General features: G+C 64.2%; 17 protein-coding genes and 2 pseudogenes. 6 read left to right on the top strand and 13 right to left on the bottom strand.

The genetic code is table 11. From position 1 onward, the window contains the following. Positions 1 to 622: 622 nt before the first annotated feature. The 4 genes from AYJ54_RS22165 to AYJ54_RS22150 all read right to left on the bottom strand — a co-directional run bounded on the left by AYJ54_RS22165 (position 623) and on the right by AYJ54_RS22150 (position 4,316). Entirely contained in the window at positions 623 to 1,246 is a 624-nt protein-coding gene (locus tag AYJ54_RS22165) for a peptidoglycan recognition protein family protein (RefSeq protein WP_063702256.1), read from the bottom strand. Positions 1,247 to 1,283: 37 nt separating this feature from the next. Next, complete coding sequence (locus AYJ54_RS22160; RefSeq protein WP_063702175.1) at positions 1,284 to 2,501, bottom strand: GGDEF domain-containing protein; 1,218 nt, start codon at positions 2,499 to 2,501, stop codon at positions 1,284 to 1,286. 772 nt (positions 2,502 to 3,273) lie between these two features. Further along, positions 3,274 to 3,885: a LysE family translocator gene (locus tag AYJ54_RS22155; RefSeq protein WP_063702173.1), complete on the bottom strand. Its 612-nt coding sequence runs from the start codon at positions 3,883 to 3,885 to the stop codon at positions 3,274 to 3,276. 56 nt (positions 3,886 to 3,941) lie between these two features. Further along, positions 3,942 to 4,316, bottom strand: a complete 375-nt coding sequence (locus AYJ54_RS22150; protein WP_063702171.1) for a response regulator — start codon at positions 4,314 to 4,316, stop codon at positions 3,942 to 3,944. A gap of 112 nt (positions 4,317 to 4,428) precedes the next feature. On the opposite strand from AYJ54_RS22150, the pseudogene AYJ54_RS47540 reads away from it, so the two are divergent. Next, positions 4,429 to 4,586 (top strand): annotated as a pseudogene (locus AYJ54_RS47540) (acetoin dehydrogenase); the annotation flags it as partial. Between the two features lie 161 nt (positions 4,587 to 4,747). Here AYJ54_RS47540 and AYJ54_RS22140 read toward each other — a convergent pair. From AYJ54_RS22140 to dnaG, 3 genes are all read right to left on the bottom strand, one after another. Further along, positions 4,748 to 5,554, bottom strand: coding sequence for a lytic murein transglycosylase (locus AYJ54_RS22140; protein ID WP_063702168.1), 807 nt, complete (start codon positions 5,552 to 5,554; stop codon positions 4,748 to 4,750). 976 nt (positions 5,555 to 6,530) lie between these two features. Continuing rightward, entirely contained in the window at positions 6,531 to 8,678 is a 2,148-nt protein-coding gene (gene rpoD, locus AYJ54_RS22135; RefSeq protein WP_063702166.1) for an RNA polymerase sigma factor RpoD, read from the bottom strand. Between the two features lie 372 nt (positions 8,679 to 9,050). Continuing rightward, entirely contained in the window at positions 9,051 to 11,048 is a 1,998-nt protein-coding gene (dnaG, locus tag AYJ54_RS22130; RefSeq protein ID WP_063702164.1) for a DNA primase, read from the bottom strand. Between the two features lie 217 nt (positions 11,049 to 11,265). Here dnaG and AYJ54_RS22125 point away from each other — a divergent pair, with 217 nt between their 5' ends. Beyond that, positions 11,266 to 11,829, top strand: a complete 564-nt coding sequence (locus AYJ54_RS22125) for a chlorite dismutase family protein (protein ID WP_063702254.1) — start codon at positions 11,266 to 11,268, stop codon at positions 11,827 to 11,829. Here the strand turns inward: AYJ54_RS22125 and AYJ54_RS22120 are convergent. From AYJ54_RS22120 to AYJ54_RS54320, 3 genes and pseudogenes are all read right to left on the bottom strand, one after another. After that, complete coding sequence (locus AYJ54_RS22120; RefSeq protein ID WP_063702162.1) at positions 11,826 to 12,224, bottom strand: gamma-glutamylcyclotransferase family protein; 399 nt, start codon at positions 12,222 to 12,224, stop codon at positions 11,826 to 11,828. The genes AYJ54_RS22125 and AYJ54_RS22120 overlap by 4 nt on opposite strands. Before the next feature lie 376 nt (positions 12,225 to 12,600). Then, positions 12,601 to 12,945 carry a transglutaminase-like domain-containing protein gene (locus tag AYJ54_RS54325; RefSeq protein WP_488226334.1) on the bottom strand — a complete coding sequence of 115 codons (345 nt, stop codon included), beginning with the start codon at positions 12,943 to 12,945 and terminating at the stop codon, positions 12,601 to 12,603. 200 nt (positions 12,946 to 13,145) lie between these two features. Continuing rightward, a pseudogene (locus tag AYJ54_RS54320) lies at positions 13,146 to 13,334 on the bottom strand (transglutaminase N-terminal domain-containing protein); the annotation flags it as partial. A 92-nt stretch (positions 13,335 to 13,426) separates the two neighbouring features. On the opposite strand from AYJ54_RS54320, the gene AYJ54_RS22110 reads away from it, so the two are divergent. After that, positions 13,427 to 14,230 (top strand): N-formylglutamate amidohydrolase, encoded by an 804-nt coding sequence (locus tag AYJ54_RS22110; RefSeq protein WP_063702160.1) that lies wholly within the window; start codon positions 13,427 to 13,429, stop codon positions 14,228 to 14,230. A gap of 277 nt (positions 14,231 to 14,507) precedes the next feature. Here AYJ54_RS22110 and AYJ54_RS22105 read toward each other — a convergent pair whose 3' ends face one another. The 3 genes from AYJ54_RS22105 to AYJ54_RS22095 form a co-directional block, all read right to left on the bottom strand. Then, positions 14,508 to 15,128, bottom strand: a complete 621-nt coding sequence (locus tag AYJ54_RS22105) for a LysE family translocator (RefSeq protein ID WP_082905787.1) — start codon at positions 15,126 to 15,128, stop codon at positions 14,508 to 14,510. A gap of 227 nt (positions 15,129 to 15,355) precedes the next feature. Then, a complete protein-coding gene (locus AYJ54_RS22100; RefSeq protein WP_063702158.1) occupies positions 15,356 to 15,898 on the bottom strand; it encodes a hypothetical protein in 543 nt (180 codons plus the stop codon). 2 nt (positions 15,899 to 15,900) lie between these two features. Then, the gene (locus AYJ54_RS22095; RefSeq protein ID WP_063702157.1) at positions 15,901 to 17,349 is read right to left on the bottom strand and encodes an LVIVD repeat-containing protein; all 1,449 of its coding nucleotides are present in this window, start codon (positions 17,347 to 17,349) and stop codon (positions 15,901 to 15,903) included. A 229-nt stretch (positions 17,350 to 17,578) separates the two neighbouring features. Here AYJ54_RS22095 and AYJ54_RS22090 point away from each other — a divergent pair, with 229 nt between their 5' ends. The 3 genes from AYJ54_RS22090 to AYJ54_RS22080 are packed head-to-tail and all read left to right on the top strand — an operon-like array spanning position 17,579 to position 18,817. Then, positions 17,579 to 17,893 carry an ArsR/SmtB family transcription factor gene (locus AYJ54_RS22090; protein WP_063702156.1) on the top strand — a complete coding sequence of 105 codons (315 nt, stop codon included), beginning with the start codon at positions 17,579 to 17,581 and terminating at the stop codon, positions 17,891 to 17,893. After that, on the top strand, positions 17,886 to 18,350 hold the full coding sequence (locus AYJ54_RS22085; protein ID WP_063702154.1) for an SRPBCC family protein: 465 nt from the start codon (positions 17,886 to 17,888) through the stop codon (positions 18,348 to 18,350). Before AYJ54_RS22090 ends, AYJ54_RS22085 begins: the two co-directional genes overlap by 8 nt. Then, entirely contained in the window at positions 18,350 to 18,817 is a 468-nt protein-coding gene (locus tag AYJ54_RS22080) for an SRPBCC family protein (RefSeq protein ID WP_063702153.1), read from the top strand. Before AYJ54_RS22085 ends, AYJ54_RS22080 begins: the two co-directional genes overlap by 1 nt. Positions 18,818 to 19,015: the final 198 nt, after the last annotated feature.

The raw sequence follows: 19,015 nt of genomic DNA, 5'->3' as shown, positions 1-19,015 counted from the left end.
AGAGCCGGAGCATGGCCGGGCGATCCGCAAGGAGATTGGTGATCGACTTCGCGATACCCTCGCGCACGATGCCTCCCCGGTACCTTCGCGGCTGCAAGGATTGGCAGAGAGGCTTACCGAATTGGACGGCGGCGCGCCCCCGATCGTTCCTGGCCGGGAGGAAGATCCAGTATCCCTGCGGCTCTGGAAGCGCGTAATGAGATTGTGGTGGTTCCCCTGAGCGGGGGCGGGTACGCGGGCGTCGCTCGCTCGGATCGACGATGCCGCAAATCTACTGCAAGCGGTTCACGCGCGGAGAGAGACCCCTCACCCGGCTCCGCGTTCCGCGAAGCTACCCTCTCCCACAAGGGGAAAGGGTTCAGCGGAGTTCGCGGAGAGAGTGCGGCTCAATAAAGCGCCCGGAAATAATCCGCGAGCGTCTCCGGCTCGACCAGCGATTCCAGCTGCGCCGGTGTCTCGTCGAGCAGCGCGCCCGCCTGTGTCTTGTAGTCGGCGCCGCCGGAGGTGCCGCGGCGGCCGGGATTGATCCGGCGTCTGTTCGGGTGGATGGCGCAGCCGATTTAGCTCGTCACTCCCGGGGCGCGACGAGGTCGCGCGCCCGGAATGACGATGCGCCAAGGCGTCACTCCGCCCACGTCCGGGCCAGCGTCGCGAGCCAGCAGCCTTCGCAATAGCGTGCGTCCTTGTAGTCGATCCAGTTGTGAGCGTAGACGTGATCGAGCGGGATGTCGTAGCGCGTGCGCAGCACGCGGACGAGAATCCGCCAGGACGCGACCTGCGCCTCGGTCGGGCCCGCTGCAACGTCCGGATAGTTGCCGGCGAACTCGACGCCGATCGAATTGTCGCGCACGACCTGTCGATAGGTCGCCCTGTTGTCGATGTACTTGTTGTCGTTGCGATTGGCGCCGTCGCCATGGGTCGGCACGAGAGTTTCAGCGACCGCCCAATAGACCGTGCCGTCGGTCTCGACCCAGACCGTGACGCCGCGCCGCGTCGGGTTCTTCGACTGCTCCAGCGCGCCACCCCGCGCCGAGCCCGCCGGTCCCTCGGTCTGGTGCACGATGATGTTGCGCCAAGCATGGGCCTCCGCGACGTCGCCCCACGGCGCGAGCCAGACGATCTTCAGGCCTGGAATGTCGGGCGTGCCGGAGACGCGCGCGACCTTGGCGAGGTCGGCGTCCATTGCAGCAGCGGGAGCTATAAGAGCGAGGGCGGCGAGAACCACCGCGAACAGGCGAGAGATCATCGTGCGGGTCCAATGCGGACCCGAGCCTAGCACGGCTTCAAGCGAATTTGCGCGCGGCCGCAGCCGGACCGGGCAGTTCGGGCGTGAGCGGCGGCGCCGGTTCATAGACCGCGAAATCGTTCTTGCCGTTCTTCTTGGCCGCATAGAGCGCCTCGTCGGCTTTGGCCATCAGGCGGTCCGGGAATTGGCCGATGCAGCGATCCCATTGCGCGACGCCGATCGAGATCGCGATCGGGATATCGTTGCCGATGCAGGCGGCCGCGTCCTGGCGGCAAACCTCCAGCACGCGGCGGGCGATCAGCGCGCCCTCGTGCAGGGACGACGACGGCAGCACGACGCAGAACTCGTCACCGCCGGTGCGCGCGAGCATGTCGCCGGGCCGAAGCCGCGTCTGCGCCATCAGGGTGAAGTGCTGGAGGCAGGCATCGCCGGCCGCGTGTCCGTGGGTGTCGTTGATGGTCTTGAAGCCGTCGATGTCGATCAGCAGCAGCGAGAAGGGCTTGCCGCTGCGCTCGGAGCGAGCGCATTCCTCGGTGAGGCGCTGCAACAGATGTCGCCGGTTGGCCACACCAGTGAGGTCATCGAGCAGCGCGAGGTCGGCGACCTCGTTGCGCAGCCGTTCGATCGCCATCAGCAGGCAGCCGAAATTCCAGGCCATCGCCAGGAAGACCAGGATCAGGGTCAGCAGCGCCTGCAGCCCGTTGAAATTGACCGCGGTGATGCCGCCACCGAGCCCGGTGAGCGCGGCGCCGGAGCGGACCACGTGAACGCCGAGGATCATGAAGGCCACGATCGCGGCAAGGCGCGCGCCGGGATTTTCGCGACCGTCCTGCTTGCCGAGCAGAAGCGGCAACGCCATCAGGACCGGCGTCGACTGCGCGATCGAATAAATCAACACCCGCGCCGGCATGTAGTCGACAACGACGAGGAACCAGGCAAGGCCGGCAGAGCTGACGATCGAGATGGCGATCGCGACCGGCCAGGAGACCGGCTTGTGGTAGAAGCGTGTCACGCCCATGCAGGCGAGACAGGACGCAAAAATCATCAGCCCGCCGCCGCCGACCAGCGGAAAGGCCGGATCCATGTAATCGCGCAGCATGGAGATGCCCGCGCCGGACGCCTGGAGCACTGCGGCTGCCGTCCAGTACCGCGCCGCCTCGAAGTTCGGATAGGAGCGCATCACATAGGCCCAGATCAGGCCCAGCGCCAGGAAGTTGATGACGATGACCGTCCAGAGTGTCGGCACGCTCAGCATGGCGACAGCGGGACATGCAGCGTCCCGCCCCCTTCGTTTGGCACCCGTCCGTCCATAATCGCCCCCGCGTTCTTGCGGACGACAATGCGCGCGGCGCGCTTAATGGAGTCTCACCGCGATCGCGCAAACCGGGCTTTTGGTTTTGGATTGATGAATTGCACGATCGGAATCCGGCATCGTTAAGCAAGGCTTGATGCGCGGGGGATGGCCGTGGCGCAGCGCGCCAATGCGGATTCGCGGGCAAAAATCACCCGAAAATGCGTCTGAGCTGTGGATAACGCAATGACGGAGATATGACAGCACGGGGCAGGTGCCCGCGAATCTGCTGAGTTTGTCATCGAGGATGTTGCGAGGCTGGCCCTCCGCCGAGCATCCCTCGTGTCGCGTTTCACCATTAACCCTTGAGAGGATACTATGGCTAAGAAAGCGAAGAAGGCGAAGAAGGCGAAGGCGAAAAAGGCCAAGAAGGCGAAGAAGAAGTAACGCAGCTTCTTTTTCTTTGCCCGGGTGGAGCCTCGCTCCGCCCGGGCGTCGGGTAAGGTTGAAAGTTTGAAGGTGGCGGGCGCGAGGCCCGCTTTTTTGTTGCCGAGAGAATGCTGCAGCCACTCCCTCTCCCCGTTCTTACGGCGAGAGGGTTGGGGTGAGGGGCCGCTTCCACAAAGACGGTGATAATCGGACTCGCGGAGAGTCCCCCTCACCCGCATCCCATCTGCGATGGGATGCGGCCTCTCCCCGCAGGCGGGGAGAGGCGAAGAGGAGATCGCTGCGACCTCTACCGCTCCGCGAACGCCAGCTTCGCACCGAGCAGCGCAAAGCCGGCGGCAAAGCTGCGGCGCAGCCACGCCATGACGCGGGGGCGGGAGATGACGCGCTCGCGCACCGAGGCCGCGCACAGGCCATAGACGACGAACACCGCAAACGTCATCGCCATGAAGACGCCGCTCAATTCCAGCATCCGCGCCAGCACATGGGGCTCGTCCACCGCGATGAACTGCGGCAGGAAAGCGAGAAAGAATATCGAGAGTTTGGGGTTCAGGATGTTGATCAGGAAGCCGGTCACGATCACGCGGCCGCCCGAACGCTCCTTGATCTCGCCCTCGACCGCGAGCGCTCCGGTCTCGCGCAGCGCCTGCCAGGACATGTAGAGCAGATAGGCCACGCCGCACCATTTCAGCGCGGCGAAGGCTAGTGCGCTGGTATGCAGCACGGCGGCAAGCCCGAGCATCGCCGCCGTCATGTGCGGCACGATCCCGAGCGTGCAGCCGAAGGCCGCTGCGATGCTGGCGCGCGAGCCGCGCGTCAGTGCCGCGGCCAGCGTGTAGAGCACGCCGGTGCCGGGGGACGCGACGACGATGAGCGAGGTGAGCAGGAAGGACAAGGTCATGGATGGACCCTATCACCGCCTTTCACGCCGAGAAAGCGAGCTCCCGGGATGCGCCATCACGACAATTGTGCGATCTCGGCCTCGCGCAGCACGTCGAGCGGCGCCCAGGGTTTTGGCCAGAATTTCGCGCCGTCAGGCAGCGGCTGCACCAGCGGACGGCCCGAAGTGACGACGACGTCGAGCTTCGGATTGCGGTCCTTGGCGACATAGGCGAGATCCACGCCGTTCATGCGGCCGGCGAGCTGAACGTCGGTCAGCATCAGGCACAGCGTCCCCGCGTTCCTCTCCAACACGCGTTCGGCCGCCTCGGCGCTCTCGCATTGGATAACCTCGAAGCCGCTTTCCTCCAGGAGGAGGCTCAGCATCTCGCGCTGCATGGCATCGTCTTCGACAATCAACGCGGTCGCTCGATATGGCTTTGCGCGTCCCATGTGGCCGCTCCAAAAATGATCGTCCTCGTTGAACTAACGTATGTTAAGGGCGCGACCGCGATATGGTTCGGTTCCAAACTGAAAAAATGTACATGGAAGTTCCCTTTTCCTGACGACGCGACAACAAGCGGCGCGGCGCATCATCAAGGGCATCGAGCGAAACAAACCGCACATCCCGCCCGCTTCATGGGCATTCTACAGCGCTTCCGCCCGGGGACATATTGGGCGCCGTTGCAGCAAAAGCTGGAGAAGATGGCGAAGGGGACGTGAGGACCGCAACTTCGCTGTCGTGCCCCGACTTGACCGGGGCATCCAGTACGCCACGGCCTCTCGGTATCGCGTCACCGCCTCTGGAATACTGGATCACCCGCTTACGCGGGTGATGACGCAGCATATGTGGCGCGAGCGCTCCGTCTCTTGGCAGCGCTGGTTCACTGCCCCATCAGCCGATCGGCAAAATACCCGATGGTCTTGCGGTAGATCAGCGCTCTGTTCCACTCGCGCATGGCCTCGAAATTAGCGGTGCCTTCGCCGTAGGGCTGGCCCATCTTGAAGCCGTTGGTGTGCAGCAGGTTCGCGGTGGAGGCGAGCACGTCGGCGGCGCTGTGGCGAAGGTCGACGCGGCCGTCGCCGTCGAAATCGACGCCGTATTTGATGTAGGACGACGGCAGGAACTGGGTCTGGCCGATCTCGCCGGCATAGGCGCCGATGAGGTCGCGCAGCGGCAGGTCGCCGCGCTGCACGATCTTGAGCGCCGCCAGCAGCTCACCCTGGAACAGCTCGGTACGGCGGCAGTCATGCGCGAGCGTGGCCAGCGTGCGGATCACCGGCAGCTTGCCCATGTCGCCCTTGCCGAAATCGCTTTCCAGTCCCCAGATCGCGACCAGGATCTGCCGGGGCACGCCGAACTGCTGCTCGATGCGCGAGAGCAGCGCGGCGTGGCGCTGGAGCAGCGCGCGGCCGCCGTTGATGCGGCCCGGGCCGACGCGCGTCGAGACGTACTGCTCAAAGCTCTTGTTGAAGGTGTAGCGCTGGCGGCGATCGAAGGCGAGCACGGCACCATCCTGCGTCATGCCACCGAACGCCGAACTCGTCACGCTCGCCGAGACGCCGGCGGCCTGCGCCTCCGAGGCCATGTTGGCGACAAAACTGTTGAAGTCGCCGCCGCAGCGCGCGGCCTCAGCCGAGCCGCCGCCCAGACAAACGACGAACGCGGTGGCCAGTGCAAATCTCAGCATATGGAACGCCCCCAAAGAATCCTTGCGCGAAGCAGCGCGGGATCATGCCCGGGAACAGGATTCCCGTCAAAGCAGCAAGACCTCGCAGAACCGCGGCAACGATAGCGCCGCAAGCTTGATCCGCATCAACTTCGCGCTGCGAGCCGTGTGAAGACAAGCGGCATGCACTCTTCGTCGTCATTCCGGGGCGCGACGAAGTCGCGAGCCCGGAATCCATTGCGCCACCGACGATGCGGTCAGATGGATTCCGGGTTCGCGCTTACACGCGCCCCGGAATGACGAGCGGACGCGAAGCAGCGCGGGATCATGCCCGGGAGCAGGATTCCCGTCAAAGCAGCAAGACCTCGCAGAACCGCGGCAACGATAGCGCCGCAAGCTTGATCCGCATCAACTTCGCGCTGCGAGCCGTGTGAAGACAAGCGGCGTGCACTTTTCGTCGTCATTCCGGAGCGCGACGAAGTCGCGAGCCCGGAATCCATTGCGCCACCGACGATGCGGTCAGATGGATTCCGGATTCGCGCTTACGCGCGCCCCGGAATGACGAGCGGAGATGGCCGCCGTAAGATTGAAGTTCGTCCGGCGCTGACGTGTGCACCGCGAGATGAACTCGTCGCAAGAGAGTTCTGCACGCGCGCGGAAACACATGCAGCTCGACGCACCTCCGAACAGGACGCGCGGCTCGCGCTACATCGCGAGATGCGGACAGCATGAACAAAGTACTTCGATCATCCAAACAGTTGATTCAGGAACACACTGGAACCTACGCTCACAATCAACGCATATCTGTTCCGCTCGCTGCGACATCGACGCCGCGACGATTTACCTTGCCATCGCGTGACGCAGGCGATAGCCTTCTATTCTAGGTTGTTGCCCCGCCAGCCCCGGGCGACGCTGAAGACCAACAATAAACGGCGGGCTTTTCGGCCCGCCGTTTATTGAGGCTGAGGCCGGACCTCGCCGGCCGATCAATCCCCGATCAGTTATCCAGGAACGATCGCAGCTTCCGCGACCTCGACGGATGCTTCAGCTTGCGCAGCGCTTTCGCCTCGATCTGACGAATACGTTCGCGGGTGACCGAGAACTGCTGGCCGACTTCTTCCAGCGTGTGGTCGGTGTTCATGCCGATGCCGAAGCGCATGCGCAGCACGCGCTCTTCGCGCGGGGTGAGCGAGGCGAGCACGCGCGTGGTGGTCTCGCGCAGGTTCGACTGGATCGCCGCGTCGATCGGCAGGATCGCGTTCTTGTCCTCGATGAAATCGCCGAGATGTGAATCCTCTTCATCGCCAACGGGCGTCTCGAGCGAGAGCGGTTCCTTGGCGATCTTCAGAACCTTGCGCACCTTCTCCAGGGGCATGCCGAGCTTCTCGGCGAGTTCCTCCGGGGTCGGTTCGCGGCCGATCTCGTTGAGCATCTGGCGCGAGGTGCGCACGATCTTGTTGATCGTCTCGATCATGTGCACGGGGATGCGGATGGTGCGCGCCTGGTCGGCGATCGAGCGGGTGATCGCCTGCCGGATCCACCAGGTGGCGTAGGTCGAGAACTTGTAGCCGCGGCGGTACTCGAACTTGTCGACCGCCTTCATCAGGCCGATGTTGCCTTCCTGGATCAGGTCAAGGAACTGAAGGCCGCGGTTGGTGTACTTCTTGGCGATCGAAATCACGAGGCGGAGGTTGGCTTCCACCATCTCCTTCTTGGCCTGGCGTGCTTCGCGCTCGCCCTTCTGCACGGAGTGCACGATCTTGCGGAACTCGCCGATCTCGAGACCGGTGAGGGCAGCTAACTGATGCACCTCGTGGCGGAGGTCCTTGATGCGGTCCTTCTCGTGGTGGACGAAGTTCTTCCAGCCCTTGGCCGACAGCTTCGACACCCGGTTGAGCCAGCGCGGATCGAGCTCCGAGCCGGTGTAGTTGCGCAGGAAGTCGTCACGCGCGACGCCATGGCTGTCGGCAAGGCGCATCAGGCGGCCCTCATGCGAGACGAGGCGCTTGTTGATGTCGTAGAGCTGTTCGACGAGTGAATCGATACGGGCCTGGTTGAGGCGCAGCGACTTCACCTCGACGATGATCTCGTCCTTTAGCTTCTTGTACTTGCGCTCCTGGTGCGGCGAGAGCGACTCGTTCTGGAGCTGGTTGGCGATGTCCTGCTCCTGAAGCTTGCGCAGCTTCTTGTAGTTGTCGGCGATCTTGTCGAAGATCTCGACGACCTTCGGCTTGAGCTCGGCCTCGATCGCCGCGAGCGACATCTGGTTCTCGAACTCGTCGTCGTCCATGTCGGCTTCGGCTGCGGCCTCGCCCGGATCCTTCTCCTCGCCGCCTTCGCCGTCACCGGCGGCGGGCGCGGGGCGGAACGGGGTCGGCGACGGCGGCGCGGCTGGCGGCGCGACATGCGCGGGCGCAGCGGCCGTTGCCGGAGCGGCCTCGCCGCCTTCAGCCGGCGCTTCGCCGTTCTCCCCAGCGGGACCGCCGATCATCGCGGTGTTCATGCCGCCCTTGGCGTCAGGGCCGGCATAGGTCGCTTCGAGATCGATGATGTCGCGAAGGAAGATCTTTCCTTCGTTCAGCTCATCGCGCCAGATGATGATGGCCTGGAAGGTCAGCGGGCTTTCGCAGAGGCCCGCGATCATCGCCTCGCGGCCGGCTTCGATGCGCTTGGCAATCGCGATTTCGCCTTCGCGGGAGAGCAGCTCGACCGTGCCCATCTCGCGCAGATACATGCGCACGGGATCGTCCGTGCGCTCGCCCGGCTCGCTCTTCTTGACCTCGGTGACGGCCTTCTGGGTGACCTCGACGAGCTCGTTATCGGTGTCGTCGTCGCCGCCCTCGTCCTTCTCGTCCTCGCCTTCGCTGTCGTCGGCTTCGGTGACGTTGATGCCCATGTCCGAGAGCATCGACATGATGTCCTCGATCTGCTCGGGCGAGGTCTGGTCGGACGGCAAAACTTCGTTGAGCTGATCGAAGGTCACGAAGCCGCGCTTCTTGGCCTGCTTGATCATCTTCTTCACTGCCGCGTCGGAAAGATCGAGCAACGGCGAGGGCGCGTCCTGGGAATCCTTCTCCGGAGCGTCCGCTGCCTTGTCGTCTTTTTCCTTGTCCTTCGCCTGCAGCGTCTTTGCCTTGGTGGCCATCCATTGCTCCTAAACGCGCTTCATACAGACGTTCGCCGCGTCTGCCTGAATTCACTTGAACCTGTTGCTCGACGCTCTCGCTTCGGCAGCTCTCGACACGGAAAGGGCGGCGCAAACCTTTATCGCCACCCCGAAACTTCTCTCGCCGGATTTGCCTAACGCTTCGTGAGCCTCTTTGTCGCGGCGGATGCAGGTAAAGTGCCAACAGTGTTGCGCGGATTCATTCCTGACGCGTCTGTTCTGCCTGCGGCCGCCTGTGGGCCAAAGTGCTACAAGACCGTTAAGCCTCGATTAACCCTGTTTTTGCCGCCAAACCTTGGATTTGGCGAGTCTTTTAGCGGTTGCGGCCCCGGCCGTCCGCATGATTCTTCATCAAACGCTCTTCTGGAACCGGCCCGACAGCTCGCCAAAACCCTCGATCAGGGCCTCGGTGCCGTCGACCTCGCCCATCCGGGCCTTGACGTCACGCAGCCACGCCAAATTGGCCTCGCTGGGGTCTTCCCCCAAGGCCAGCTCAGCGTCTTTCAGCTCTCTAAGTAGTGAATGCCATTGCCGATGCAAGGCAACGAGCTGGTGCCAGGTGGCGAGAACATCGTCGCGCGCAGCGCCCTCGCGGGCGCCCCACACGGCCTGGGTTGTGATGGCGCGCTCAACCCTTTGAAGTAACGGGATAAATCCGCCCTTCTCCAGGTCGGCGTGCATCTTCTCGGCCTGCTCGCCAGGGTCAGGGCTGTGGTGATGATCGTTGGCGAAGGCGGCGATGATGCCGGCCCGGAGCTTGTGGGCCTCGGGATGAGCCAGCTCGAGGGCCGCCACCTCCTCCAGATGCTCGTGTAGCAGCCAGGGGTGATTGATCAGGCATTGCAGGATCAGGGCCTCGCGGCGGGACATGGCGCTGCGCTGGCCCCGCATGATCGGGCTTGCCGCCAGTTGCGGGCTCGCCGCCTGGTAGGGGCCGGAGGGGAGCAAGGTCGGGACCGGCCCGCCACGGCGGCCGGGCCCGGCGAATCGATTCGCGCCACCCGCCCCGCGCGGCTGGAACGGACGGCCGGCACCACCCCGGAAATTACCCCGGCCGGCAAAGCCGCCGCCTCCGCCCTCGGGCGCAAAGGCGCGCTGGAGCCGCTGGACAAAGTCGTCGCGGTAATAGCGCCGCACCACCTCGTCGCGGATGCCGTTGGAGAGCTCCTTGATGCGCGCCTCCAGCGCGGCGCGGCGTTCGGGCGTGACGAAGCTGCCGCCTTCGAGCTCACGCGACCAGATCATGTCGGCGAGCGGGCGGGCCGCCGCGATCACCTCCTCGATCGCGCCGCGACCACCGGAGCGGGCGAGATCATCGGGGTCCTGCCCCTCCGGCAGCAATGCGAAGCGCAGGCTCTTTCCTGGCGCGAGGAACGGCAAGGCAAGGTCGGCAGCGCGATACGCCGCCTTCTGGCCGGCCCGGTCGCCGTCGAAGCAGAGGATCGGCTCGTCCGCCATCTTCCAGAGCAGCGCAAGCTGGCTTTCGGTGAGCGCGGTGCCGAGCGGCGCGACGGTGCCGGCAAAGCCGGCGGTCACCATCGCGATGACGTCGACATAGCCTTCGACCACGATCAGCGGCGCGCCGTTATGGGAGGCTGCACGCGCAGCTTGGTGGTTGTAGAGATTGTCGCCCTTGTGGAAGAGCGGCGTCTCCGGCGAATTCAGGTATTTTGCCGGAACGTCCTTCTCCAGCGCGCGTCCGCCGAAGGCGATGACGCGGCCGCGCAAGTCCGTGATCGGAAACATCACGCGATCGCGGAAGCGGTCGTAGGGCACGGGAATATCGTTACCGGCGATCAGGAGGCCGGTCTCGACCATGTCGTCGACGGAGACGCCCTGCTTGCCGAGATGCTCCTTCAGCGCAAAGCGCTCGGGCGATGCGTAGCCGAGGCGGAACTGCAATTGCGTCGCGGGCGAGATCGCGCGATCGGCGAGATAGCCGCGCGCCTTCGCGCCGACGCGCGAGGCCAGCGTCTCCGCAAAGAATTTTGCGGCGAGGTCCATGACGTCATGCAGCGACTTGCGGCGCTGCTCGTGCCGCGCCGCATCGGGCGTCACCGCCGGCAAAGGCAGGCCCGCCATGTTGGCAAGCCGCTCCACCGCTTCGCCGAACGGCACGCCGTCGGTCTCCATCACGAAGGTGATGATGTCGCCGTGCTTGCCGGAGGAGAAGTCGTGGTAAAAACCCTTCTGGTCGTTGACGTAGAAGGACGGAGTCTTCTCCTGCTGGAACGGCGACAGCCCCTTCCACTCCTTGCCCGCCTTCTTCAGCTTCACGCGCCGGCCCACGACTTCCGAAACCGGAAGCCGGGCACGCAATTCGTCGAGGAACTGAGGCGTGAAGCGCATGGCCTGTGTTTAGCGCGAAACCGCGTGAGTCGGGCGAAAGGTTAGGGATATAGGTGCGGCCTGCCGAAAAGTCAGAATTGTCCGCCTTATCCGGGTTATTCGACCTATTCACAGCCCCGCCCGGTGGCGCGGTGGATTCCGGATTAGCCCTTCGGGCGCCCCGGAATAACGGCAATGGCCCCTTGAACCTGGGCCGCTTCCACGCTTCCATATGGTCATGTTCAGGACGTTTCGAGGCGGCCATAGCGGGGGTTGGCGCATCACCTCGATGTCGCCCGTGACGGGCGAACCCCTGCCCTTCGTGCCGGCGCTGTCGGTGACGGACAGCGACGCCGTCTCATTGCCGCTGGTGCCCTCGCGCAATTCGTGGCGGCTGGTCGGCGTCGCCAGCTACCTGCGCTACACCGAGCGCGCGGAGACGGAGCAGCTCACGGCCGTGCAGGCCGGGCTCGACCGACCCGAGGCGACCAGCGCGGCGTTGATCCCGATCCGCAAGTCGCAAGCCTGGTGGGAGCTGACGCCGGAAGAGCGACGCAAGATCTTCGAGGACAAGTCGCACCACATTGCAAGCAGCCTGCGCTTCCTGCCGGCAATCGCGCGGCAGCTCTACCATTGCCGCGACCTCGGCGAGCCCTTCGATTTCCTCACCTGGTTCGAATTCGCACCGGCAGATGCCTCGGCTTTCGAGGAGCTGGTCGCGATGCTGCGGCAGACCGAGGAGTGGACTTACGTCGAGCGCGAGATCGACATGCGCCTGGTGCGGGAGGTACTCGCGGGCTAGTGCTGAAGGAATTTGCCCGACTCGATGCGCGGCAGGTGTGTCACGGGCCAATTGTAGGCGTAGGTCCACGCTTTCGTGATCGCGCCATCTGCGAGCGTTACATCGATCCGCTCGCGCAGATATTCGGTCGGCTCCGGAAAGCCCTCGCCGCAGGCCTCATACATGTCGAGCTCGCGCAGGAGTTCGTCGCCCGCGCGCAGGCGAAACAGCTCGCCATGGACGAGGTCGGACGGCGCATCCGACAGCAGCAACCCGGGATAGTGCTTCACGAGGAACAGCCGCCCGCGGCAGGTCGCCTCCCCCAGGAAATCCGCATGCATGGCAAGCAGCCGCGCCATCGGATGATCGAAGCCGCGCATCAGGGTGCCGTAGACGAAAAGAAGATCGGAGGTCATGGGCTCTCTATAGCGGTCAATTTGACAGAGCGACAGCGCCACACACCCGCCGTCGTCCCGGCGAAGGCCGGGACCCATAACCCCAGGGAGTAGTTTGACGAAGACGCCCAGTTGCGTTGTCCGCCCGCGATACGCATCGCGCGCCCTCGTTAGATCACGCGGTATGGGTCCCGGCCTTCGCCGGGACGACATTGGGTTGGCATCGCACATTCGCTCAACGCCGGCATTGCGTAGAGCAACAGCTCACCCCGCCTTCACCACTTCCTCGCTGACCACCTCGAACCTCTTCAATTCCATCCGCCCAAAACTCGTCGAGAGCGCGACGTCGGCGGCGTCGCGCCCGGTCGCCATCAGGATGCGGCCGATGCGGGGGACATTATGGCGCGCGTCGAAGGTGAACCACCGCGCTCGGCAGGTAGACCTGCACCCAGGCATGCGTCGAGCCGCCGCCGACATGGCGCTGCTCGATATCCTCGGGCACGAAGATGTAGCCGGAGACAAAGCGCGCGGCGATGCCGAGCTGGCGCAGCGCCTCGATCATGAACAGCGCGTAATCGCGGCAGCTGCCGCTGCCCGACCGCAGCGTGTCGAGCGCGGATGCCGCGTGCCCTGCTCGTGGCGCTTGCGATACTCGAACGCCTCGCGGATGCCATGCGTCATGCCGCTCAGGATCTTGAACGTCGGCGTCGGCGCGTCCTCGTCGAGGAAGCCGCGCGCCCATTCCGAGAGCTCGCCGCCGGGATCGGCATATTGCGGCGTGATGTACTGGACGAGATCGGGGAATTCCTCGTCGTCATAGACGAAGGGATAGAAGAAAGCGGGATCGTCCGGCGTCAGCGCGAACTCCTCCACCGGATTGTGCTCGACCGTGACGTGCCAGTCAAAGGTCAGCCTGTCCGCGCGCTCGTCGAAATTAGCGATCGCGACCGAATTGCCGAACACGTCGTGGATCCAGCGCAGCGACATCGGCTCGGGCACGATGTCGAGCCGGCTGTCGAGCACGCGCAGATCATGCCCGTCGCGCGGACGCAGCATGATGCGATGTTCGCCGAATGCCACGGGACGGTTGTAGCGATACTCGGTCTTGTGATGAATCGTGAGCAGCGGCATCGTCAGGCGATCATGGTGATTTTAGACCGGTTATTCTATAGCGTTCGCTGCCCGATTTTGAGGGGCGGCGCGCTTTTTCCATAGGCATCGGAATGGCTTTAGACACGACGGACGCAACGTTTCAACTTCTCGGCAAAGGCGACATTCCTCCCGTGCATGAGGCGAATGCAGAGGGGGCATCGCCCTTCCTGCTCACCTCCGATCACCATGGACGGGTGCTGCCGCGCGCGCTCGGCGATCTCGGCGTCGCCGATCGCGAGCTCACGCGGCACATCGCCTGGGACATCGGCATTGCCGGCGTCGCCGAGCGGCTGGCCAAAATGCTCGATGCGCATCTGATCGCGCAACACTATTCGCGGCTCGTGATCGACTGCAACCGTCCACCCGGCGTCGCAAGCTCGATCCCGGCCATTTCAGAGGCAACCGCGATCCCGCGCAATGAGGGGATATCGGCGCAGGAGCGCGAGACGCGGCGGCGCGAGATCTTCGATCCCTATCACGGCCGCATTCACGCCGTGATCGATGCCCGCGTGCACGCCAAGCGGCCGACCGTGCTGGTGTCGCTGCACAGTTTCACGCCAGTCTATGCCGGCGTCGCGCGTCCCTGGCACATCGGCACGCTCTATCACCGCGATACGGTGCTGCCGCACCTGCTGCTGAGGCATCTGCGCTCCGAGAGCGATCTCGTCGTCGGCAACAACGAGCCCTATCCGGTGAGCGATCTCACCGACTACACCATCCCCGTGCACGGCGAAGCCCGCGGCCTGATCAACACCGGCATCGAAATCCGCCAGGACCTGATCACCGATCAATCCGGCCAGCAGCAATGGGCCGACCGGCTGGCGCGGATTTTTGCCGCGATCGAGGTGGAGCTGCGGGCGGAGGGATTGGTGTAGCGCCTTGCGTCCCGACCGTCGTCGACGCAAATCTTCTCGACGCATCAGACGGTGCAGCGACAACGCACGCCGCGTTCCCTCCCCCCTTGCGGGGGAGGGCTAGGGAGGGGGTGCCACGCGGCACACTCTCCCAATGGAGCAAGACTCTTTCTCGACGACGGCTACACCGTTTCCTGGGCTACCCCCCTCCCCTGCCCTCCCCCGCAAGGGGGGAGGGAGCAGAGCGGAGCCAATGGAGAGGACGGCAACCTATCTCGAACAGCTTTTCGACCAGCGCTCACTTCGCCCGGGTCAACGCCAGCCAGATACCGCCGCCGATCATGAAGCCGCCGGAGACGCGCGACATCATCCGCGTCCGGCGCGCGGAGAAGAATTTTCGCGCGCGGCCGGCGGCCGTGGCGTAGAGCGCGTCGGTCATCGCTGCTGTGACCATGAAGGTCGCGCCCAGCAGCGCGACCTGCGGGAAGTGGTCGCGGTTCATGTCCAAGAATTGCGGGATGAAGGCGCCGAAGAACACCAGCACCTTCGGGTTCGAGAGCAGCACCAGAAAACCTTGCAGGAAGAAACCGCCGCGCGGCGGCGCCGGCGGCTCGTCGACATTGACGCCTTCGACCGGCGCCCAGATCAGCTTGATGCCGAGCCAGATCAGATAGGCCGCGCCGGCAAAGCGCACCCAGTCGAACCAGTAGCCCATGGTGGCCATCAGCGAGGTCAGCCCGATCGCGACGACGCCGATCACGATCGCAAGGCCGGCCTGCGCGCCGGCGACATTGGTCAGCGCCGCACGCGTGCCGTGGCGCAGGCCATTGGCAATGACGAGGGTGACGATCGGACCAGGCAGCAGCGCCAGCGCAATGCTGGCAGCGACGAAGGCGAGATAGGCTTGCAGGGACATCATGGGGAGGACTCGCTGATGGCGTTTTGGCTCATTAATGCATGGCGGAGGCGGGAACGGAAGCTGAGACTATGAGGAAGATGCCACCTCAAACACTGCTGTCATACCCCGCGAAAGCGAGGTATCCAGTACGCCGCGGCCCCTCCATATCCCACAACCGTTTCTGGAATACTGGATCACCCGCTTTCGCGGGTGATGACAGCGTTGGAGGCGGCGCCGTCGCGCCTCCCTCACCTGCCATCCAGCGCCGCCGTCATCCATGACTTCATCTCCTGCGTCTCAAGGAACTCCAGTGCCACGCTTCGGACGGCCATCGCCTCGCGCGCACCTTGCGCGACCGCGACCAGGAGATCGCAGCGGCGCGAGAGGGCGATGCCGATGGCTACGCGGCGCGTGCCATCGGCCATGTCGAGATCGTACTGCCGGGCACGGCCATGCATCTCGCCGACGCCCACCTTCTCGCCCGGCGCTGTCGCCGCAAAGCGCGGGCTGATCAGATCGAGGTCGGTGACGCGGTCGACCTCATCGTCATCGGCAACGCCGCGGTCGCAATTGCAGAAGCCGAGCTTTGCGCGGACGTAGAGCTCGGCGCCCTCGCAGGCCCCGACGCAACGAAACGCGCGGCCTGCGGGCCAGCCATCGCGCGGGAAAGGCCAGGCGATCTCCCGCCAATGCGCGGGCCTGTCCGTCGGCGACGGCGCGAGCTGATAGGCTCCGACGCCCGATGCACCGAGCGCGATCAGCGCGAGCGCTATCGTCGCCACGCGGCGCATCGTCAGTTCTTCGGCAGGCCGGCGACGGCGCGCGCGGGCCCGGTCAGCTCGAGGACATGCATCCCCGTGTTGGCGCGATCGACGATGTAGATGTAACCGCGATCGTCGGTCTCGACATTGTTGGTCTGGATCGCGACCTTGCAGCGCTCGCCGCCTTCGATCGGAATGCAACGCTTGTCGGTCGCGCTCGTGATCGACGGAATGAAGTAGCCGACCTCCTTGGGATGGTAGGGATCGCGGATGTCGAGCGCGCGCACGCCGGCATTGAAGAAGGCGATGAAGGCCATCTTCTTGTAATAGACCGGCGCCATGCTTTCATTCGAGGAATGCGAGCCGAAGCGGCCGCCACGCTGGCAGAATTGCCCGCTCGCCTCCGGCACGGTGTAGCTCGAGATCATCATCGGCCGTGCCTCGGTGGTCACGTCCGCGAACCACACCATCTGACGCGCCTCGCCGCATTCGTTCAGGATCGCTTCATCAACGATCATGACGATGTCGCGGGTCTTGCCGTCCCTGTCCTCGGCGAACTCGGCGACGGGCATGTCCAGCATCGGGAATGTGGTGTGCGCGCCGTTGAAGGCGGACATCGGCAGCCGCGAAATCTCAGGATAGCGCAGATTGTCCGGCGTCGGCTCCTTCGGCCCGTTCAGGAGTTTCTCGCGATCGACGATCTGCAGGATGCCACCCTTGTTGGTGCCGTAGCCGAAAAACACGCGGTTGCCGGCGGGGCCGGTCGAGATCGGCCCGTGCAATTCGGTCGGCACCGCGCCGGTCGCGCCCGGCTCCTGGCCGGGCAGGCCGAAGTCGCGGATCTTCTGAGGATGCGCAGGGTCCGAGAGATCGTAGACCTGCGTCATGCGCCGCGTGCGCCAGTCCGGCGCGCCCGAGACGAGATAGGCAGTGCCGGTATCGCATTCCCACCAGTTCTTGTGCGTGTCCTTCAGGCCGGCGATGCGGGTGACGAGCACGGGATTGGCGGGATCGGCGACGTTCCAGATCTCGTGCGCCTCGCTGCCGAAGGTGCGGAGCATGTAGACCGCATTGGGATCGCCCTTCGGCAACGACTTACCGTCGCAGACCCGCACCATCTGCGCGCCGCCAGATTCATACTTGCCTTCCTGTCCCGGCAGGTGCCGCAGATATTTTGGATGCGCCGGGTCAGTGACGTCGACGATCGAGGTGCCGTTCGGCTCGGCCTGTCCCGTCATCGGATTGAGGGGTGCGGGCACGTCGTCGGTGCCGCCGTGATGACCGATATAGGCGATCCAGCGATCGCCCTGGTGATGGATGGTCGGCTGATAGGCGCTGCGCGCCTGGAGGTCGCTATTGCCGACCAGCTTCATGTTGGAGGCTTCCGGCGGGGCGCCGATCACCTGCTGCTTCTGGGCGTGGACGCTGGTGCTGCTGACGAAAAGGACAAGGCAAGCAGCAAGTTGAACTCGGCTGATCATTGATCCTCCCGGAACCAATCTGCGTTGGCTGAGGTGGCAGGCTAGCACAGGCTTTCGCGTGCGCCAAAAACACGATTTCGCGGGAGTCATTCCGGAAACCGCGCAGCGGTTACCCGGGATCTCGAATTTCACATTGCGCAATTGCGCAATGGGGTTCGACGCTAACGCGTCGCCCCGGAATGACGACGGCGCTTGACATGCAACCATTTGGTTGCATATTATTGCCGGTATGGATGAAGTCTTCAAAGCGCTGGCCGACGCATCGAGACGGTCGCTTCTGGACAGGCTTCACGCCAGGAACGGGCAGACGCTGAACGAACTCTGCGAGGGCCTGGACATGACGCGCCAGGCCGTCACGAAGCACCTTGCCATTCTCGAAGAGGCCAATTTGGTCACGACCTTCAAGCATGGCCGCGAGAAGCTGCACTACCTCAACCCGGTGCCGATCCATCAGATCGGCGAACGCTGGATCAAGAAATTTGAGCGCGGCAAGCTTGCCGCGCTCAGCGAGTTGAAACGTCAGTTGGAGAAACGCGATGAGTAAACCGAACTATGTCTACGTGACCTACATTGAGACCTCGCCCGAGGCACTGTGGCAGGCCTTGACCGACGGCGATTTCACCGAGCGCTACTGGTTCGGCCACCGCATCACCTCGGACTGGACGGAAGGCGCGCCCTACCGCTTCACCAACAACGGCAACCCCACGGTGGAGGGCGAGGTCATCACTTTCGATCCGACGCGGCGGCTTGCCTATAGCTGGCACAATCGCAAGCCTGAAGCTGCGGGCGAAGGAATCTCGCGCGTGACCTTCGATCTCGAGGCGCGCGGCAAGGTCGTCAAGCTGACAGTCACGCACGACGAGCTCGGCGAGGACGGCAAGACCCTGCGCGACATCTCCGGCGGCTGGCCGATGGTGCTGTCGAACCTGAAGAGCATGCTCGAGACCGGCCACACCATTGGAATCGTCCCGCCGAGCTACTCAACGAAGGATGCTGCGTGATGGCCCGGCCCGAATTCATCTACGTCACCTATATCGAAACCACGCCGGACAAGCTGTGGGAGGCGCTGACCAACAGCGAATTCACACGGCAGTACTGGTTCGACACCGAGGTCAGGTCCGACTGGAAGGTCGGCTCGTCCTTCGCGCTGGTGATGAGCGGCAAGACCACCGACACCGGCGAGATCCTCGAGGCCGACAGGCCGCGGCGGCTGTCCTACAGCTTCAAGCACGAAGTGAATGAAGAGATGCGGAACGAACGGCCGACCAAGGTCGTTTTCACGCTCGAGCCTTGGGGCAAACTCGTGAAGCTGACCGTGACCCATGAAGGCTTCGTCGAAGGTAGCAAGCTGCTTGACGGCATCTCCAAGGGCTGGCCCGCGATTCTGTCCGGGCTCAAGAGCCTTTTGGAGACCGGCAAGGCTTTCGCGATCCCACCGGCTGCGCTTGGCATCAAGGGATTTGAGTAAGCTGCCCGCCGCCCCCTCTCGCCGTTCTTACGGGGAGAGGATTGGGGTGAGGGGCTGCTTCCGCAAACACGATGACAGTTGAACTCGCGGAGAGTCCCCCTCACCCGGATTTTACGCCTCTGGCGTAAAATCCGACCTCTCCCCGCAAGCGGGGCGAGGTGAAATCACCTCGCCGCCGAACCGAAACAACTCAGAAGT

Source organism: Bradyrhizobium centrolobii, assembly GCF_001641635.1.
Lineage (GTDB): Bacteria > Pseudomonadota > Alphaproteobacteria > Rhizobiales > Xanthobacteraceae > Bradyrhizobium > Bradyrhizobium centrolobii.
Note: the sequence above shows the minus strand (reverse complement) of the source record. Positions and strands in the feature narration are given on the sequence as shown.

Excerpts from the sequence above, each read along its gene's own strand:
- AYJ54_RS22155 (WP_063702173.1), bottom strand. The coding sequence starts at position 3,885 with ATGACCTTGTCCTTCCTGCTCACCTCGCTCATCGTCGTCGCGTCCCCC.
- rpoD (WP_063702166.1), bottom strand. The coding sequence starts at position 8,678 with ATGGCCACCAAGGCAAAGACGCTGCAGGCGAAGGACAAGGAAAAAGAC.
- AYJ54_RS22120 (WP_063702162.1), bottom strand. The coding sequence starts at position 12,224 with ATGACCTCCGATCTTCTTTTCGTCTACGGCACCCTGATGCGCGGCTTC.
- AYJ54_RS22100 (WP_063702158.1), bottom strand. The coding sequence starts at position 15,898 with ATGCGCCGCGTGGCGACGATAGCGCTCGCGCTGATCGCGCTCGGTGCA.
- AYJ54_RS22165 (WP_063702256.1), bottom strand. The coding sequence starts at position 1,246 with ATGATCTCTCGCCTGTTCGCGGTGGTTCTCGCCGCCCTCGCTCTTATA.
- AYJ54_RS22095 (WP_063702157.1), bottom strand. The coding sequence starts at position 17,349 with ATGATCAGCCGAGTTCAACTTGCTGCTTGCCTTGTCCTTTTCGTCAGC.
- AYJ54_RS22090 (WP_063702156.1), top strand. The coding sequence starts at position 17,579 with ATGGATGAAGTCTTCAAAGCGCTGGCCGACGCATCGAGACGGTCGCTT.
- AYJ54_RS22080 (WP_063702153.1), top strand. The coding sequence starts at position 18,350 with ATGGCCCGGCCCGAATTCATCTACGTCACCTATATCGAAACCACGCCG.
- AYJ54_RS22105 (WP_082905787.1), bottom strand. The coding sequence starts at position 15,128 with ATGATGTCCCTGCAAGCCTATCTCGCCTTCGTCGCTGCCAGCATTGCG.
- AYJ54_RS22140 (WP_063702168.1), bottom strand. The coding sequence starts at position 5,554 with ATGCTGAGATTTGCACTGGCCACCGCGTTCGTCGTTTGTCTGGGCGGC.
- AYJ54_RS22085 (WP_063702154.1), top strand. The coding sequence starts at position 17,886 with ATGAGTAAACCGAACTATGTCTACGTGACCTACATTGAGACCTCGCCC.
- AYJ54_RS54325 (WP_488226334.1), bottom strand. The coding sequence starts at position 12,945 with ATGGGCGCGCGGCTTCCTCGACGAGGACGCGCCGACGCCGACGTTCAA.
- AYJ54_RS22125 (WP_063702254.1), top strand. The coding sequence starts at position 11,266 with ATGTTCAGGACGTTTCGAGGCGGCCATAGCGGGGGTTGGCGCATCACC.
- AYJ54_RS22160 (WP_063702175.1), bottom strand. The coding sequence starts at position 2,501 with ATGCTGAGCGTGCCGACACTCTGGACGGTCATCGTCATCAACTTCCTG.
- AYJ54_RS22110 (WP_063702160.1), top strand. The coding sequence starts at position 13,427 with ATGGCTTTAGACACGACGGACGCAACGTTTCAACTTCTCGGCAAAGGC.
- AYJ54_RS22150 (WP_063702171.1), bottom strand. The coding sequence starts at position 4,316 with ATGGGACGCGCAAAGCCATATCGAGCGACCGCGTTGATTGTCGAAGAC.
- dnaG (WP_063702164.1), bottom strand. The coding sequence starts at position 11,048 with ATGCGCTTCACGCCTCAGTTCCTCGACGAATTGCGTGCCCGGCTTCCG.